This window comes from Candidatus Gastranaerophilales bacterium, assembly GCA_028696075.1.
In the GTDB taxonomy this organism is placed as follows: Bacteria; Cyanobacteriota; Vampirovibrionia; order Gastranaerophilales; family JAILCC01; genus JAQVHS01.
Genome location: JAQVHS010000010.1, coordinates 63,509 through 80,564, shown reverse-complemented (window position 1 = coordinate 80,564; position 17,056 = coordinate 63,509). Strand labels below are relative to the sequence as shown.

Annotated in this window: 13 protein-coding genes and 1 tRNA gene; 9 read left to right on the top strand and 5 right to left on the bottom strand. The window is 36.1% G+C overall.

What is annotated here, in order from left to right:
* Nucleotides 1–558 precede the first annotated feature (558 nt).
* The 3 genes from PHX18_07300 to PHX18_07290 are packed head-to-tail and all read right to left on the bottom strand — an operon-like array spanning nt 559 to nt 3,172.
* Entirely contained in the window at nt 559–1,161 is a 603-nt protein-coding gene (locus PHX18_07300) for a hypothetical protein (GenBank protein MDD3594415.1), read from the bottom strand.
* 40 nt (nt 1,162–1,201) lie between these two features.
* Nucleotides 1,202–2,131: a thioredoxin-disulfide reductase gene (gene trxB, locus PHX18_07295; GenBank protein ID MDD3594414.1), complete on the bottom strand. Its 930-nt coding sequence runs from the start codon at nt 2,129–2,131 to the stop codon at nt 1,202–1,204.
* Between the two features lie 3 nt (nt 2,132–2,134).
* Complete coding sequence (locus tag PHX18_07290; protein ID MDD3594413.1) at nt 2,135–3,172, bottom strand: nitronate monooxygenase; 1,038 nt, start codon at nt 3,170–3,172, stop codon at nt 2,135–2,137.
* Between the two features lie 91 nt (nt 3,173–3,263).
* On the opposite strand from PHX18_07290, the gene PHX18_07285 reads away from it, so the two are divergent.
* The 8 genes from PHX18_07285 to PHX18_07250 all read left to right on the top strand — a co-directional run bounded on the left by PHX18_07285 (nt 3,264) and on the right by PHX18_07250 (nt 12,566).
* Nucleotides 3,264–4,718: an N-acetylmuramoyl-L-alanine amidase gene (locus tag PHX18_07285; GenBank protein ID MDD3594412.1), complete on the top strand. Its 1,455-nt coding sequence runs from the start codon at nt 3,264–3,266 to the stop codon at nt 4,716–4,718.
* Nucleotides 4,719–4,930: 212 nt separating this feature from the next.
* Nucleotides 4,931–5,575 (top strand): TatD family nuclease-associated radical SAM protein, encoded by a 645-nt coding sequence (locus PHX18_07280; GenBank protein MDD3594411.1) that lies wholly within the window; start codon nt 4,931–4,933, stop codon nt 5,573–5,575.
* A 52-nt stretch (nt 5,576–5,627) separates the two neighbouring features.
* On the top strand, nt 5,628–7,784 hold the full coding sequence (locus PHX18_07275) for an acetate--CoA ligase family protein (protein ID MDD3594410.1): 2,157 nt from the start codon (nt 5,628–5,630) through the stop codon (nt 7,782–7,784).
* Nucleotides 7,785–7,966: 182 nt separating this feature from the next.
* Entirely contained in the window at nt 7,967–8,356 is a 390-nt protein-coding gene (locus PHX18_07270; protein ID MDD3594409.1) for a response regulator, read from the top strand.
* Nucleotides 8,349–8,669: an Hpt domain-containing protein gene (locus tag PHX18_07265; protein ID MDD3594408.1), complete on the top strand. Its 321-nt coding sequence runs from the start codon at nt 8,349–8,351 to the stop codon at nt 8,667–8,669. The genes PHX18_07270 and PHX18_07265 overlap by 8 nt, the downstream gene beginning before the upstream one ends.
* Before the next feature lies 1 nt (nt 8,670).
* Entirely contained in the window at nt 8,671–9,042 is a 372-nt protein-coding gene (locus tag PHX18_07260) for a response regulator transcription factor (GenBank protein MDD3594407.1), read from the top strand.
* Nucleotides 9,043–9,071: 29 nt separating this feature from the next.
* Nucleotides 9,072–11,942, top strand: a complete 2,871-nt coding sequence (locus tag PHX18_07255; protein MDD3594406.1) for a PocR ligand-binding domain-containing protein — start codon at nt 9,072–9,074, stop codon at nt 11,940–11,942.
* Nucleotides 11,943–11,987: 45 nt separating this feature from the next.
* A complete protein-coding gene (locus PHX18_07250; GenBank protein ID MDD3594405.1) occupies nt 11,988–12,566 on the top strand; it encodes a DNA-3-methyladenine glycosylase I in 579 nt (192 codons plus the stop codon).
* 2 nt (nt 12,567–12,568) lie between these two features.
* Here PHX18_07250 and hydG read toward each other — a convergent pair whose 3' ends face one another.
* Entirely contained in the window at nt 12,569–13,957 is a 1,389-nt protein-coding gene (hydG, locus tag PHX18_07245; protein MDD3594404.1) for a [FeFe] hydrogenase H-cluster radical SAM maturase HydG, read from the bottom strand.
* Between the two features lie 343 nt (nt 13,958–14,300).
* Nucleotides 14,301–14,372 (bottom strand) — tRNA-Ile (locus PHX18_07240).
* Between the two features lie 712 nt (nt 14,373–15,084).
* Here PHX18_07240 and PHX18_07235 point away from each other — a divergent pair.
* The gene (locus PHX18_07235) at nt 15,085–16,746 is read left to right on the top strand and encodes a diphosphate--fructose-6-phosphate 1-phosphotransferase (protein ID MDD3594403.1); all 1,662 of its coding nucleotides are present in this window, start codon (nt 15,085–15,087) and stop codon (nt 16,744–16,746) included.
* The last annotated feature ends 310 nt before the right edge of the window (nt 16,747–17,056 follow it).

The window sequence follows — 17,056 nt, the reverse complement described above, 5'->3', positions numbered from 1 at the left end:
GACAAAACGGACATCAATTACGTATTGGTTCGCACTAAGGGGGAAGTGCCTCAAACGCCCACACGTTTTAAACAAGAGGCTAATATCTTCAATTACCTAGTGGTCCATTCTGTCCTACAATCTATAATAACCTCTATCCTTGGTTTAGTTTGTTAATAAAACCGGCTTTCAATCCTCCTGGCTGGATTTTTTCTCCGGTGTGGACAGTGCTTTATATACTAATGGGAATATCTTTATTTTTGATATTAAAAGCTGATAGTTCTAAGACTAAAACTCGAGGGGTAGTGTTTTTTACAATCCAGCTATTTTTAAACGGGTTGTGGTCAATTGTATTTTTTGGCTTGCATCAAATCTTATTTGCTTTTGTGATTATTGTTGCATTGTTATTATTTATAATTTTATCAATGATTGAGTTTTATAAAATTTCGAAACCTTCGGCTTATATATTAGTGCCATATTTAATCTGGGTTAGCTTTGCATCAGTATTGAATTTATCTTTATATCTATTGAATAGATAAGTTTGTTAAATTCTTAGTTAGATATAAGTTCCTGAGTAGTTTATAGCTTTAACGGTTCATCAAGTTCAACCAAAATTTCCGAACCTGCTTTGATTTTAGTTTCTTGACCCATAACCCGCGGTCCGTCAGGCTGCAGCTGCATTATTCCTCTTGTGCCAAATGCTGCCACTCTGAACATAGTGGTCTTGTGTCCTATTCGGGGTGAAAGTGCGCCGCCTATCATTTTGCTTCCGCTTGTGACATAAAGGTGGGCTTTGATTTCAATAATATTTCCGTCAGGTAAAATTATTCGGTCAAAATCTACAAAAAAATAGCCGTCTCTGCCTTGTTCGGCTTTTTTTAGGTCCAAAATAGTACCGGCAAATACAGATTTTTGCGGGATTATTATGTTATCTAAAATTGAAAAATCAGACAGTACAATTGCTTTAACCTCATCGTTTGATTTGTTAAACTCGCTTGAAATAGTTTGCATTAAATTTACACGGAAAAAAGTGCCTTTTGGAATAGTAATACCTTTGGAAGGTTTGGTTTTTTGCGGCAGGACTTCCTGCAAATCACCGTAAGCATAAACATTAGAAGGTGAAAAGAAACTTAAGAACAAAACTGCTAAAAAAATAATACTTATCTTTTTACCTTGTATCACTTTTCCTCCGTGATTATTATCCTGTTAACGTAGCCAATAGTTATTCGGCTTCCAGCATTCTTATGACATAAGTAGCCGCAACGGCGCCGTCAGCGGCAGCTGTAATTACCTGCCTTAAAGGAGTGCTTCTGACATCACCTATGGCAAAAATTCCTCTTACATTGGTGTGCATAGTTTCATCTGTTTCTATAAACCCTGCGAGATCTGTTTTAATGATATTTTTAAATAATTCATTATTAGGGGTAAATCCAATAAAAGGGAACACTCCGCTAAGAGAAAGTTCTTTAGTTTTACCGGTTTTTACGTTTTTTACAAGGATAGATTCCACCTTATTTTCGCCTTTAATTTCAAGGGGGACAGTATCTAAAACAAATTCGATTTTAGGATTATTTTTAGCTCTTTCCTGAATTATTTTATCTGCACGTAATTCATCTCTGCGGTGAATAAGATAGACTTTGGATGCGAATTTTGTAAGATAAATGGCTTCTTCAATAGCGCTATTGCCGCCCCCTATTACGCAGATAACTTTATCTTTGAAGAAAGCTCCGTCGCACACTGCGCAATAACTTACTCCACGTCCTATAAACTTATCTTCACCCGGGATTTCAAGCTTTTTAGACTTAGCTCCCGTGGCAATAATAACGGCTTTTGAGTTAAAAATTTTGTCCTGTGTTTCAACGGTTTTTTCTTTTCCTATTAAATTAAGCGCAACTATTTCTTCCATGGGGAATTTTTCAATACCGAATTTGTCTGCGTGGGCTTCAAACTGTTCCATAAGTTCAAAACCGCCAATTAAAGGCATAGCAGGATAATTCTCAATCTCAAGATAATTGGTGGGTTGACCCCCAAGCATATTAATATCAAGAATAGCTGCTTTTAAATTTCCTCTCGCGATATAAATTCCTGCGCTTAATCCTGCAGGTCCTCCTCCAATGATTACGGCATCATACTCTAATACTTGCTTGTCCATAAACTATTTCCCCGTATCAATCAATCCTTTTTGTTGAGCAAAAAAATTCGTAAATTCTTTTTCTATATTTGCGAAAATTTCTTTAACGGGAAGAATTTCTTTAATATTACAAACATTTTTGCCTACAAAAACTAATCCGTTTGTAATATCTCCCGCTTCTGCCAAGTTTAATGCTCTTCTTATACAAAAGGCTCTGGAACAATGTTTCAAGCAGCTATTGCAAGTTTTTGGTCTTTCGGGATTTCCCGCGAGAATTCTTTTACAAAAATCATTCATAATAGCCCTTGCCTGCAAGCCTACCGGGCTAAGTATTTTTACAACTTCTGATTCTTTAATGTTTAGATAAAGTTGTTTAAAAGTTTCGGCAACTTCACATTCTTTGCTAAGTACAAATCGTGTACCCATTTGTACTCCTTCAGCGCCAAGACTGAAAAATTTAGCAACGTCAAAACCTGTAGTAGCTCCGCCTGCTGCAATTAAAGGCACATGTCCTATTCCTTCCAAATCCGGCGTATTATCAAGGGCTTCTCTAACCTCATGAATTAAACTTACGGTAGATTTATCAGTTCCAAGGTGTCCGCCTGCATCTCCGCTTTCTAAAATAATGCTGCTTGCGCCCAATTTTTTAGAAATCACGGCGAGTTTTGATGAACTTACTATGGGAAGGATAGGGGTGTTGCCTTCTTTCCCCATAATAAATATATCTCTTGAAAATCCCGCACCGAAAACTATAACGTCAATGCCATTTTCTATGGCGGTTTGTACCATTTCGTTAAAGTTGCTCGCTGCAAACATGACATTTATACCTATTAAGCCTTGTGTATTGGTTTGAGTTTCTCTCGCTTCCTGAATTTGGTCTTTTAGCTCTTCACTTGTCATTCCTGTTGCCGCAATAAGACCTAATCCGCCGCAGTTTGCGATTTCAGCCGCTAGTTTGGCAGTGCTGACTTTTATCGCCATACCGCCTTGAATGATAGGGGTAATAGGGTCAAACTTGTTAGCTATTTTGACTTTGGGCATTTTTTCAAAAAACTTTTCCATGGGCAATCTCCACTTTATATGTTAGAATTACAAAATAATCCGTTAAAAACATTTTACTACAAATAAATAAAAAATGGGATGGATTTAACAAATGAAAAAATATATTGCTAAAATTGCTCTGCTCTTCGTGTTTATTTCTATAAGCTTATTTCTTGTTTCAAATTATTCAAAAGCTTTCACCAACTATATTCAGATAATCTATCCCAAGAACAATCAGATTATATTTGCGTCGTCCACATTTATTGTCGGTAATACTTCCCCTGACTCATCTTTAGTTATTAATAACAAATCTGTCAAGGTTTTTCCCAGCGGAAGTTTTGTACATGTTGTTAATTTAATTCCGGGCAAAAATACGATAAGTATAAGGTCAAATAATTACAATCAGGAGCGAATCTCGATTTTAAGTCTTACGAGAAAAAATCCGCCGGATTCTTCTCAAAGGCAAATTGTAATTCAGCCTATACCGACAGTTCTAATTGAAACAAAAGGTTATACTGCCGTTAGAAAAAATCCGGGTAATCCTATCAGGTTATTCACCGTAAAAAAAGATAATAAATTTTATGCAGACGCTCTTGCGGGAGGGTTTTACAGGGTAAAACTCGGGAATACTTATGCTTATGTCGCAAAAAAAGATGTTGAAGCGGATGAAGATAATAGGGATTTTATTACACAAGTCATCCAAAATGTACAATTTGAAGAGGATGAAAGAAACACATATATTAAGATTGAAGCGGAAGAAGAATTTCCCGTCGAGTTAAAAGCTTCAGGCAATACTCTAACAGCTGTTCTTTATTATTCTAAAATAAACGTTACGGATGCTTTTATGCAGGAAAATAAAACTGATGGCATCAGCAAAATATATAAACTTACGGATAATACGCTGAGTATAAAACTTTCATCACCGCAGCTGAACGGTTATGATTATTTTTACGATGATGATTATCTTATTATTAAAATAGCTAAGCCTTTTAGCGCAGGTTTAAAAGGTAAAGTAGTAGCCGTTGACCCCGGACATGGCGGCAAAGACCAAGGGTCGGTAGGTCCTACCGCTATTGCCGAAAAAGATATTAATCTGGGGATAGCGTCTTATTTAAAAGATGAGCTTGAAAAGGCGGGTGCAACCGTTATAATGACAAGAAGCAATGATATTTATATGGGGTTATATGACAGGGTTGATAAAGCGTTTGAAGAAAATGCGGATATTCTTGTGAGTATACACAATAACGCCCATCCTGACGGTGTTGACCCTTACGAAATCCATGGTACAAGTACCTACTACTACAACGATAATGCCAAATTTTTGGCAGAAAATATTCAGGATAAACTTGTACGGGCAACGGGGTTTAAGAATTTGGGTATAAAAACGGCAAGTTTTGCTCTTACAAGACCTTCTTACCCTGTTAGCGTAATTGTTGAAGTTGGTTTTATGATTAATCCTTATGAATACGAAAAACTTATACAAAAAAGCTTTCAAAAACAAGCTGCAGAAGGAATTAAGACTGGCATAGAAGCTTATTTTAACAATATATCCGAGAAGTCTTTGTGAAATCCTTATAAAAATTTTATATGGTTATTGGAAAAACCTCTATTTTTGTGAGATTATTTTAGAAGTTGCGGAAAAGTTAAAATTTGACAAAATTTTGACTTTTTCAAAACCAACCTTAGGATTGTTAAAACATTGCCGGCGGCGGGATAATCAGTGGCAATGGTTGAAACCGGACAAGAATATAGTGATTTTTTACACAGAGGCATATTTAAGTGACTGAAACAGCTCAAAAAGAAAATTTAGTTTATTTTGTTAATTCAAAAATGTACATAAATGTAACTAATTTATGTACCTGTCGCTGTGTTTTTTGCATAAGGAACATATCTTCGGAAGTGGAAGGCGTGAACATGTGGATTGATAAACAGAGCGCTTCTGCACAGAAAATTATTGAGCAAATAAAACTTTTGGAAGACAAAATGGGCGATGAGATAGTCTTTTGCGGTTACGGCGAACCTTTGATAGAAATTGAAGCCGTAAAAGAAATTGCTAAATTCATAAAAGATAATTATCCCAACATAAAAATCAGAGTGAATACAAACGGGCATGCTAATCTAATACACAAAAGAAATGTTGTTGATGAATTAAAAGGGTTGGTTAACAGTATTTCTATAAGCCTTAATGCTCACAATGCCAAACTATATAATGAATTAACTCAAAATGCGTTTAAAGATGACAGCGCATATGAAGGAATGAAAGAATTTGCACGATTATGCTCTCAGGCGGGTATTGATACTTATATGTCCGTTGTTACAGGATACAAAAACTTCAGGATAGATGTCAATGCATGTGAAGAAATTGCCAAAAAATCAGGCGCAAAACTCAGAATAAGAGAATATTTGGAAGAAGGTTATAGTTAAAGTTCGTTGTGCAGGCGGACTTTAGTTTTTATAGATAGAAAAGAGGAAAAGAATGAAACAACTAGATGCTATTATGAGACCCACATCAATTGCAATTATCGGCGCTTCTACAAAAGAAAAAACAATCGGAAGTGAGCTTACTAAAAGGCTTATTGAATATAAATTCAAAGGTGATATTTATCCCGTAAACCCTAAAGCTGATACAATTGAAGGTTTGAAAGCATATCCATCGGTTGGTGAAATTCCCGGCAAAGTCGATTTTGCGGTTATTATTATTCCTGCAAAATTTGTTTTAGAAACAATTGACCAATGTTATGCAAAGGGTATTACAGGCGTTTGTATAATTTCGGCAGGGTTTAAAGAAACAGGGCGCGAAGGGGCTGAACTTGAAAAACAACTTTTGAAAAAATTAAGAGAATACGATATGCGTGCAGTAGGTCCAAACTGTTTAGGTGTTTTGAATACATCTGCGGATGTATCTATGGATGCTACATTTGCTGAATCACTACCCGTAAAAGGCGATATCGGTTTTGTTTCACAATCAGGTGCATTGGGCGGCGGAATTTTGAACATATTAAAAGACTTAAATATTGGTTTTGCTCAATTTGTTTCTATCGGAAATCAAGCTGATATTAATGCCGAAACAATGATTGAATACTGGGAAAATGACGATGATGTAAGACAGATTCTTTTATATATGGAATCAATCAATGATCCTAAAAACTTCAGAGAATTAGCTCAAAGAGTTACTAAAAAGAAACCTATTTTGGCGCTAAAAGCGGGTCGCAGCGCTGCAGGTGCAAGCGCCGCCTCTTCTCATACAGGTTCTTTGGCAGGGGCTGACAAAGCTGCAGATGCCCTTTTGAAACAATGCGGCGTAATAAGGGAAGATTCTTTGGCGGATTTATTTGCAATGTCAAAGGCTTTTTCTAACTGCCCTATTCCAAAAGGCAACAGAGTCGCCATTATTACAAATTCCGGCGGTCCCGGAATTATGGCAACTGACGCTATTTGCGGTTACGGCATGGAGATGGCTCAAATTTCGGACAAAACAAAAGAAGAGCTTCGTTCTTTCTTACCGGCTGCAGCAAGCGTTAAAAATCCTATCGACATGATAGCTTCAGCGCCGTTGGAACACTATAAGCAAACTATCGAAACAGTTTTAGCTGATGCGAATGTTGATATGATTATGGCTATTTACTTGCCGTTCTTAGGATTGAAAGATATCGATGTGGCGGAAGCTATGATGGAAATGAAAGCAAAACACCCCGAAAAACCTATTATCGGTGTGTTTATGACAACAAATGATTTCTTCGCAAAACTTTCCGATATGGAAGTTAATATGCCGTTTTATATGTATGCCGAACAAGCTGCAGATGCCATGTCCCGTTTGGACAGACAAAGAAAATGGCAAGAGCGTCCTTTAGGCACAATTCCTGCATATGCTGACGTTGACAAAGCAAGAGCTACAGCTATTATCAAAAAATCCATAGAAGAAGGCAGAGAACAGCTTACTACGCTTGAAAGTATTGATGTGCTTGATGCTTATAAAATCAGAGCTTGCAAATACGGGTTAGCTTCTGACCTTGAAGATGCCGTAAAGGTTGCCAACAATATCGGATATCCTATCGTAATGAAAATTACCTCTAAAACAATTTCTCACAAAACGGATGTTGGCGGTGTAATTGTAGGAATTCAGTCAGAAGAAGCACTTCGTTGTGAATATGAGGCGCTTATTGAAAGGCTGAGAGAAAGAAATATTCTTGAAGGGCTTGAAGGCGTACTTATTCAGGAAATGGTAAAAAGCTCGAGAGAAATGGTTTGCGGTATAGCAACAGACCCTCAGTACGGACCAATGATGATGTTTGGTTTAGGCGGTGTATTTATTGAGGTTATGAAAGACGTAACCTTTAGAATGGCACCTTTAAGCGATCAGGATGCAAAAGAAATGATTAAGGCAGTAAAAGCTTACAAACTTCTTCAAGGTGCGAGAGGAACAACCCCTGCTCAAATTGAACAAATAGAAGAAAGCTTGTTGAGATTATCACAGTTGGTAACAGACTTCCCGTTCATTGATGAATTGGATATTAACCCGTTGTTGATTTCTGAACAAACAGGCGAAGGCATTGCCGTAGACGGCAGAATTAAAATTCGTATGGCAGAAGCCAAAGAAGCTTTAGGAATGCAGGAAGCAGGCGCTGCTCTTTAATTATTTAATATTATAAAACTTAAAACCTCACAGGAGTTATGTTATCTGTGGGGTTTTAAGTTTTATAATGTTGGTTGTTTATATAGTTTGCTGATAAACCGAGATGGGGAATATTGTTTTTTACGTTATATGTTATCATTTTAAAACTGTTTTTCTGTTGTACTTATTGTCAAGGTTTAGTTATGAAAGAATTAAAAAAAATCTTATATGCCGAGGATGAAATTGATATTCAGGTAATCGTTGATGCAATTGTTAAAAGTATGAGCAGCTATGAGATAATGTTTTGTAATAACGGACAGGAAGTTCTTGATATTGTTGAAGAATATAATCCCGATTTGATTTTGCTTGATATTATGATGCCAGAGGTTGACGGTTTAACTGCGTTTCAGGAATTACAGAAAAGTGAGAAAACAAAAAATATTCCTGTAGTATTTATAACCGCTAAGGCACAGGTTCATGAAGTTCAATCATTTTTAAAAACAGGGGTTATAGGAATTATTACGAAACCTTTTGATCCTATGCAATTGTGTTCCAACATAAATGCAATATGGGAGAAACACGTTGATGGATAATAATTTAGAGGCAAAATTAAAAGAGTTTAAAAAAGCGTATTTGGCTAAACTGGATAATAGTGTCAGTTCTCTTATTGCCTTAATTAATCATCCGGGAAAAATTAATATTGAAACTTTATACGATGAAGTACATAAAATTTCGGGTACCAGCGGGGTTTACGGCTTTAGAGAATTAAGCGCTTTAGCTACCGACTTTGAATTTTATTTAAAAAAACTTAAGACAGTTAATTCTAATGCCGATGAAGCAGAGTTGAAGAATATGTTTATTCAATTTATTAAGAAAATACAACAAATAATCAAGGAAGGGGTATAAGATGCCTAGTGTTATAGTCGCAGATGATGAAGTGTTCGTTAGGGATTTTTTAAAAAATCTTTTGGCATCAATTCACTTTGATGTGATAGCGGAGGTTGAGAGAGGAGATGTATTACCTTTTATAATAGCGGAGAAAAAACCTGACATATTATTGTTGGACATAAATATGCCTAATTTAACAGGGATAGAATTTTTAAAGTTATATAGAAAGAATTTTCCCGATACTTGTATTATTATTCTGACTTCACCTGCGCTGCAATCTTTGGCGGATGAAGCGGTATTGGCAGGAGCAGATTGTTTTTTGAAAAAAGATACTCCGGTTGACAAAATTATAGCCACTATCAAGCAAACTTGGGAAAATTTTAAAAAATAAACAGCGTATCTTTGTTAGGATTGCAGCGGATGACAGATTATCAGCAAGAAAAAAATATTAAATTATCTGATGTTGTAAATGTAGAGCTTTTACAAAAATTTCAGGATGCCTTTGCTGATTATATGAACATTGCCATTGTGACTTTTGATAATGAAAAGCAAATTACAGCTCCGAGTAATTTTACCGACTTTTGTATCAAATGTTCAGCAGACAGAGCTTTATGCTATGAAAAATGTAATGAAAACTATATACAATTATCCCGATTGGCGGCTCAAAAAAGTAAACCCGTAATATACAGGTGTTCTTCCGGTTTGACTGATTTTGCTGTTCCTATTATGTTAAACGGAAAACATATAGGGTCAATTTTAGGCGGACAGATTTTAACCGATGAGCCTCAAAAAGACAACTGTATAGTAATGGCACAACAACTCGGAATTAATGAAAAAGACTACATAGAAGCGTTGAATGAGCTTCAAATAATACCTTCTAAACAGGTTGAAGCCATTGCACAATTGGTGTTTCTTTTTGCAAATTTAGTTTCTGAAATGGCAAATAAAAATTTGGAATTAATTAGAAACAGTAATAGGGAAAAATTGTTGAGAAAAATAATAGAAACGATGAGAACTACCCTTGATGTTGATAAAATATTGTATTTAATATGTAACGAACTGGCTCAGCTGTTCAATGTACAACGTTCAATAATAGTGGAGTTCTCTGATGAAAAAAACGACGGGTATATTAAACGGGGAGAATTTAGAGCCAAAGACAGCATAAAAAATTTTGCGGGTTCGGAAAATTATGAAAATGGGACTGATATAGTCAAAGTATTGGTTTCGCAAAAAAAGTGTGTCGTATTTGATAATATTTCAGAAGCCGATATACCTGATAAGTTAAAGAAATTTTATGAAAATACAGGATTAAAATCCATGATTTCTACAGTCGTTAAGAAAAATAAAAAGGTTTGGGGGGCAATAATCCTTTTTGATTATGAAAATTACAGACATTGGACTAATGATGAGATTAGTTTATTAAAGGCTGTTGCCAGTCAAATATATATATCTGTTTATCAGACAGAACTATATCATAAAACCATACAGCAGGCGGAAAGAGAAAAGGCAATTTTAAATAATCTTCCTTTTATAGCTTGGCTTAAAGATAAAGACGGACGATTTTTGGCGGTTAATGAGATTTTTGTAAATCAATTTGATTTAACAGTTGAGGATATTATCGGGAAAACGGATTTGGAGCTTTTTCCTGCCGATATTGCACAGGGGTATATGAATGATGACCTTAAAGTAATGCAAGCACGTCAAAAATTTAAGGTAGAAGAAGAAGTTGCACAAAAAGATGGTACCAGGTGGCATGAAACTTTTAAAACCCCGCTTTTTGACCAGGATGGACAGATTATAGGAACTACGGGCTTTGCAATAGATATAACCGAACGGAAAGAAATTGAATTAATTAAAAATGAATTTATATCTACCATAAGCCATGAATTAAGAACGCCCCTGACTTCTATTAGAGGTGCTTTGGGACTTGTTTTAAGTGAAGTATTAGGGACTTTGCCTAAAAAAGTGAAGGAATTGTTAAATATAGCAAGTAATAATTCGGTCCGTTTGGTTAATTTGATAAATGATATTTTGGATTTAGACAAAATAAAAGCAGGTAAGATGGATTTTGAATTTAAAGAGTATGAAGTGATGCCTTTGGTTGAAGAAACACTAAATCTCAATGAAACATATGCAAAACAATTTAACGTTCAATATAAAATTACTGACAGATTGGATAATGTTTATATCAATGTAGATAAAAACAGATTCATACAGGTTTTAACCAACTTGTTATCTAACGCGGCCAAATTTTCGTTTCCTAAAGAGGTTGTTAATATTTCTGTAAAAAAAGAAAAACATAATATTTTAGTTTCGGTTATTAATAAAGGGGCAGGTATTCCTAAAGAAGCATATTCTAAAATATTTGAATCTTTTTCTCAAGTGGATTCTTCAAATAAAAGAAGAAAAGGCGGCAGCGGATTGGGGCTTATTATAACTAAATCTATTGTGCAGCAAATGGGAGGCGAAATAGGCTTTAGCTCTAAATTGAATGATGAAACAAAATTTTATTTTGAATTCCCCGAGATTATCAGGGATGAAAAAGAAAAAAGAGTCTTGATTTTTAAAGACAACAATATAACGGCATTGAATATTCAGACGATGTTCAAAGAATTGGGCTATAACTCTGATATAGCACTATCGGTTAATGATGCCGAAAGATTATTGCAAAATGAAAATTATGATTTAGCGATTATTGAGTTTAATATTTCAGATAAAAACAGTTTATTGCTTTTGAATGAGTTGAAAAACCATAAAAATATAAGAGATTTGCCCGTGATTATTGTATCTTCTTCTAAGCCTGATGCTGAAATTATAAAAAAATATAATAATATTTTTGACTGGCTGGAAAAATCTTTTGACCTTGGGGATTTGAAGATGGTTGTTAATAATGTTATGAATGAAAAAAATAAGACAAAAGTTGAAGTATTACACGTTGAAAATGACGAGGATATTTTAAATATTATAAGCCTGATATTGAAGGATGTGGCAAACTTTACCAAGGTAACTGATTTGGAAACAGCAGCCGATGTAATAAAAACCGCTGTCTTTGATATCATAATTTTAGATTATGTTTTTCCGGGCAGTACATGCGAAAAATTAATTCCTATTATAAAGTCAGGTTCAAACAAAGATGCCAAGCTGATAGTGTTTTCCGCGTACGAAGAAAGTAAAAAATTAGCTCCGTATGTTGATGCTATTTTTCTTAAAACTCATGTTTCAACCGAACAGTTTAAAGGTTGTATAGAAAAATTAATTCAAAAGAAAGTGCAAGAGAGTATTGAGGATTAAAATATTTTCTGATATACCTGTGTTTGTGGTAATAAAATTGAAGAAATGTTAATTATGCAAGAGAAAAAACGTTGTGCCTGGGTGCCGCTTAAAAATCCGGAATATGTGAAATATCACGATGAGGAATGGGGTGTTCCTGTTTATAATGATAAAAAATTCTTCGAAATGCTTATTCTTGAAGGAGCGCAGGCAGGACTGAGCTGGGAAACTATTCTAAAAAAAAGAAAAGGTTATGCAAAAGCTTTTAAAGGGTTTGATGTTAATATTGTCGCTGCTATGTCAGATGATGAGCTTCAGTCATTAATGCAGAATCCTGAAATTATAAGAAACAGGCTTAAAATATTTTCTGCAAGAAAAAATGCTCTTGCTTTTATCAATATACAAAAAGAATTCGGCAGCTTTAGTAATTATATTTGGGCTTTTGTTGATAATAAACCTATTGTAGGTAACCGGCAATCCATATCACAAGTACCTGCGAAAACCGATATCAGCGAGAAAATTTCCAAAGATTTAAAAAAACGGGGAATGTCCTTTGTCGGCGCTACTATAATCTATTCCTACATGCAAGCTGTAGGGCTGGTTAACGACCATACAACAGACTGCTGGAAATTTTTTGCCGATTAAAACTATACGTGAAGATCACGTTTGCCTTTTGCGATTTCTTCAAGTTGACGTTTTGCAATTGCCTGCATTTTAGGATCTTCTATTTCGTTTAAGTGTTGTTTAATAGCTTTTTCGCCGATTTCTTTTATTTTTTCCGTTCCATAATCTTCTATATATTCTTTAAACGTAGAAATAGCGTTAGGCTGGCAGTATTTATGAATTAGACCGGGTTTTGCGTATTCCATAAATTCTTTGCCTGTTCTGCCTACTCTATAACAGCTGGTGCAGAAACTTGGCAGAAAACCATGTTCGCAAAGCTCAATTATCATTTCTTCCAAGCTTCTTGTATCTCCTGATGTGAACTGGCTTGTTGCTTCTTTATGTACAGCGTAACCTCCCGGGTTAGTGGCGGAAGCGGCACTAATTTGGGAAATGCCGAGTTCTATAATTTCTCTTCTCATTTGAGGTGTTTCTCTTGTGGATAAAACCAAACCTGTATAAGGAACAGCAAGTCTAATAATTGCTACGATTTTTTTGAATTCTTTGTCGCTCATTTGTGCCGGCGGATGTTCGGAAAATTCTACCCCCTCGGCAGGTTCTATTCTCGGTACTGATATCGTATGAGGACCTACTCCGCATACTTTGTCCATATGCTGGGCATGCATTAAGGTGGCAAGAGTTTCAAATTTGTAATCGGCAAGTCCGAATAACGGTCCTATGCCAAGGTCGTTTAAGCCTGCTTCTATTGCTCTGTCCATAGCATTTATACGCCATTCATAATTGGATTTTTTTCCTGCGGGATGAACTTCTTTGTACGTGGGCTGATGGTAAGTTTCCTGAAAAAGCTGATATGTGCCTATTCCAAACGTGTTTAGCCTTTTGAAATCTTCTGTACTTAACGGTGCGATATTTACATTTATTCTTCTGATTTCGCCGTTGAGTTCTTTGGTCTTGTAAATTCTTTCCATGATTTCCTGAAGGTAGTCAAGCCCCGTATCCTTATAATCTTCGCCTGTTAAAAGGATTATTCTTTTATGACCCATCCGCATAATGGCTTTAGCTTCTTCTACTACTTCCTGAGGGGTTAATACCCTTCTTTCTATATTTTTATTATCTCGCCTGAATGCGCAGTATAGACAATTGTTAGTGCAAACATTGGCTGCATATAACGGCGCAAATAAGACTATTCTTTTCCCATAGATTTTTTCTTTGATTGTTTTTGCTGCTTTAAATAATTTTTCCAGCGTTTCATCATTTTCCACATTAAGTAATGCGGCTGTTTCTTCAAGCGTTAAGCCTTGTGCCTTTAATGCTTTGTCTAAAATTTCGTTTATCTCGTTTTGTGTGCTTTTCTTGTTGATTAAATCATTTATTTTATCTTCATTGATAAAAGTAGTGTTTAAGCTTGCCATTTTTAATCTTGCCCCCGATAAACAGCTGTTAGTAATTTTAACAGTTATTTTATATTTTTTGTTCGTACAGCTTTATTATACTGCTGACAGAAATTTTTACAAATTTTAAAATTACCTAATCGATTATTTTCAAAAGCTGTTTTGTTTTTCTCAATAGAATAAAATGCCCAAAAATGGACTACAAAAAAGACACCTGTTGAAGGTGTCTGCTTTTAAAATTGGGCCCGGAGGGACTTCACGAAGCTTGCGTAGGGAATGCAGCTTGTCTGCATGCGGGGTTCGAATTCCTCTGTAGGAATGGGCTACAAAAAAGACACCTGTTGAAGGTGTCTGCTTTTAAAATTGGGCCCGGAGGGATTCGAACCCACGACCAAGGGATTATGAGTCCCCTGCGCTACCGCTGCGCCACAGGCCCGTGGCTAGGATATTTAGTTTTCAATTGCTTTGGGCTTGCGTTAGCTGCTTCGGATTATACAGGTTAGCATTGCCCTTCATTTTACTTCGCAAGAATTTTAAAAAATTCTGCTGCATTCCATCGGGCTATTTCTCTTACGGGGCTAGTCTTGCTTCGCAAGCCGTCGCCCTACTGTAAATCCGCTACCTACCTCTCAAAAAACGATACTTAATCGTTTTTTTCGGCAGAGTGCCAACAGGCCCGTGGCTAAGGTATTTAGTTTTCAATTGCGTTGGGCTTGCGTTAGCTGCTTCGGATTATACAGGTTAGCATTGCCCTTCATTTCACTTCGCAAGAATTTTAAAAAATTCTGCTGCATTCCATCGGGCTATTTCTCTTACGGGGCTAGTCTTGCTTCGCAAGCCGTTGCCCTACTGTAAATTCGCTACCTACCTCTCAAAAAACGATACTTAATCGTTTTTTTCGGCAGAGTGCCAACAGACCCGTGGCTTAGTTATTAAAATATCATCTACATATTTTAAGGTCAAGAGGTATTTCAAGAAGCTAGGCAGCTAAGAAGTTGAGAGATGGCAAGATGGAGGATTTAATTTGGATTGCTTCACTTTGTTCATAACGACTTGATATTTATAATGTATATTTTAACAGGTTATTTTATTGTTGTTTTTTTAGTGCTAAAATTTTAGGGAATAGTTAGAAATAGAAGGTTTGATTTATGAAAGAAATTTCTTCACTACAAAAAGCAAGAAAAGAATATTCCCCTAAATTACCTAACTCATTGGCGCGAGGGATTAGAACTCTTGCTCTGAAAGAAGGCGGTAACACATGCTGCGTCAGGGATGAAGCTGAAATTGCCAAAATTTTTAAAAATTGCTACGGTGTACCTGTTGTTACTTTTGAAACAGGAGAATCTAAAGAATGCGCTCAAAAAAATGTGGGTGTTATTTTATCCGGCGGTCAGGCGCCGGGTGGGCATAATGTTATTGCAGGGCTTTTTGACGGTTTAAAACAAGCTAACCCAAATAATAAATTATACGGATTTTTAGGCGGTCCTTCAGGTATTATTGAAGGCAAATATATTGAATTTAACGATGAAATAATTGATGATTACAGGAACACAGGCGGGTTTGATATTATCGGTTCGGGAAGGACCAAACTTGAAACGCAAGAGCAGTTTGAAAAAACTTTGGCGGTTTGCACGTCTTTAAATATTAACGCAATTGTTATTATAGGCGGCGATGATTCCAATACAAACGCTGCTTTGCTTGCTGAGTGGCTGAAAGAAAAAAACACAGGTATTCAGGTTATAGGCTGCCCTAAAACTATCGACGGTGACCTTAAAAATGAACAAATTGAGATTTCCTTCGGGTTTGACACTGCCACAAAAACTTACAGCGAATTAGTCGGAAATATTCAAAGAGATGCTAACTCTGCTAAAAAATATTGGCATTTTGTTAAATTAATGGGCAGAAGCGCTACTCACGTCGCTTTGGAATGCGCGCTTCAAACTCAGCCTAACATTACTTTGATATCGGAAGAAGTTGAGGAGAAAGCTTATTCTCTTGATTATATTATTGATTATATGGTTGATATTATTGTAAAAAGAGCCGAGCAAGGCAAAAATTTTGGTGTTGCCCTTATTCCTGAAGGTTTAATCGAATTTATTCCTGAAATGAAGGCAATGATTGCCGATTTGAACGATGCTTTGGCTCACGTTAAAGATTTTGAGTCTTTTGATATTGAAGAAAAATTTATGTATATCAATGAAAAACTCCAACCCGCTAATTCAAAATGTTTTAATGAGCTTCCTCTAACTATTAAAAATCAGTTATTAATGGACAGAGATCCTCACGGTAATGTGCAGGTTTCCCGTATTGAAACTGAAAAACTTTTAATAGAAATGGTTGAATTGCGTTTGAAAAGCTTAAAAATGGAAGGTAAATATAACGGCAAATTCTGTCCGTTAGGTCATTTCTTCGGCTATGAAGGACGCTGCGCAGCTCCGTCAAACTTCGATGCTGATTATTGCTATAGTTTAGGCTTTAACGCTGTTGCTTTAATAGAATTTGGTCTGACCTGCTATCTTTCTTCTGTCAGAAATCTTACTAAATCTGCCGGCGAATGGATTGCAGGCGGTGTGCCTTTGACTATGATGATGAATATGGAAAGACGTCATGGGGAAATGAAGCCCGTTATTCAAAAAGCATTAGTTGACCTTCAAGGTCCTGTGTTCAAAAAACTTGAAAATAACAGGGAAAGATGGGCGCTTGAAGATTGCTACCTCTATCCGGGTGCAATTCAATACTTTGGTCCGTCTGAAGTTTGTGATATTACAACTCAAACGTTGTTTCTTGAAAGAATATTAGCAGCTGTTTAATAATTTTAAACTTATAATCTTAATCCCTGCTTTTTGGGCGGGGATTTTTGTAATGATTAACAGATATTTCGCGGAGTTCGAGCCTCGCCAATAAAAAAAGACACTCTAAGGTGTCTTTTCAGAAATGGAGCGGACCAAACGGAGGCTTTGCCGACGTTTGCCGTTTAGGCATTTGGAGTCGTCAGTTCGAGCCTCGCCAATAAAAAAAGACACTCTAAGGTGTCTTTTCAGAAATGGAGCGGACCAAACGGAGGCTTTGCCGACGTTTGCCGTTTAGGCATTTGGAGTCGTCAGTTCGAGCCTCGCCAAT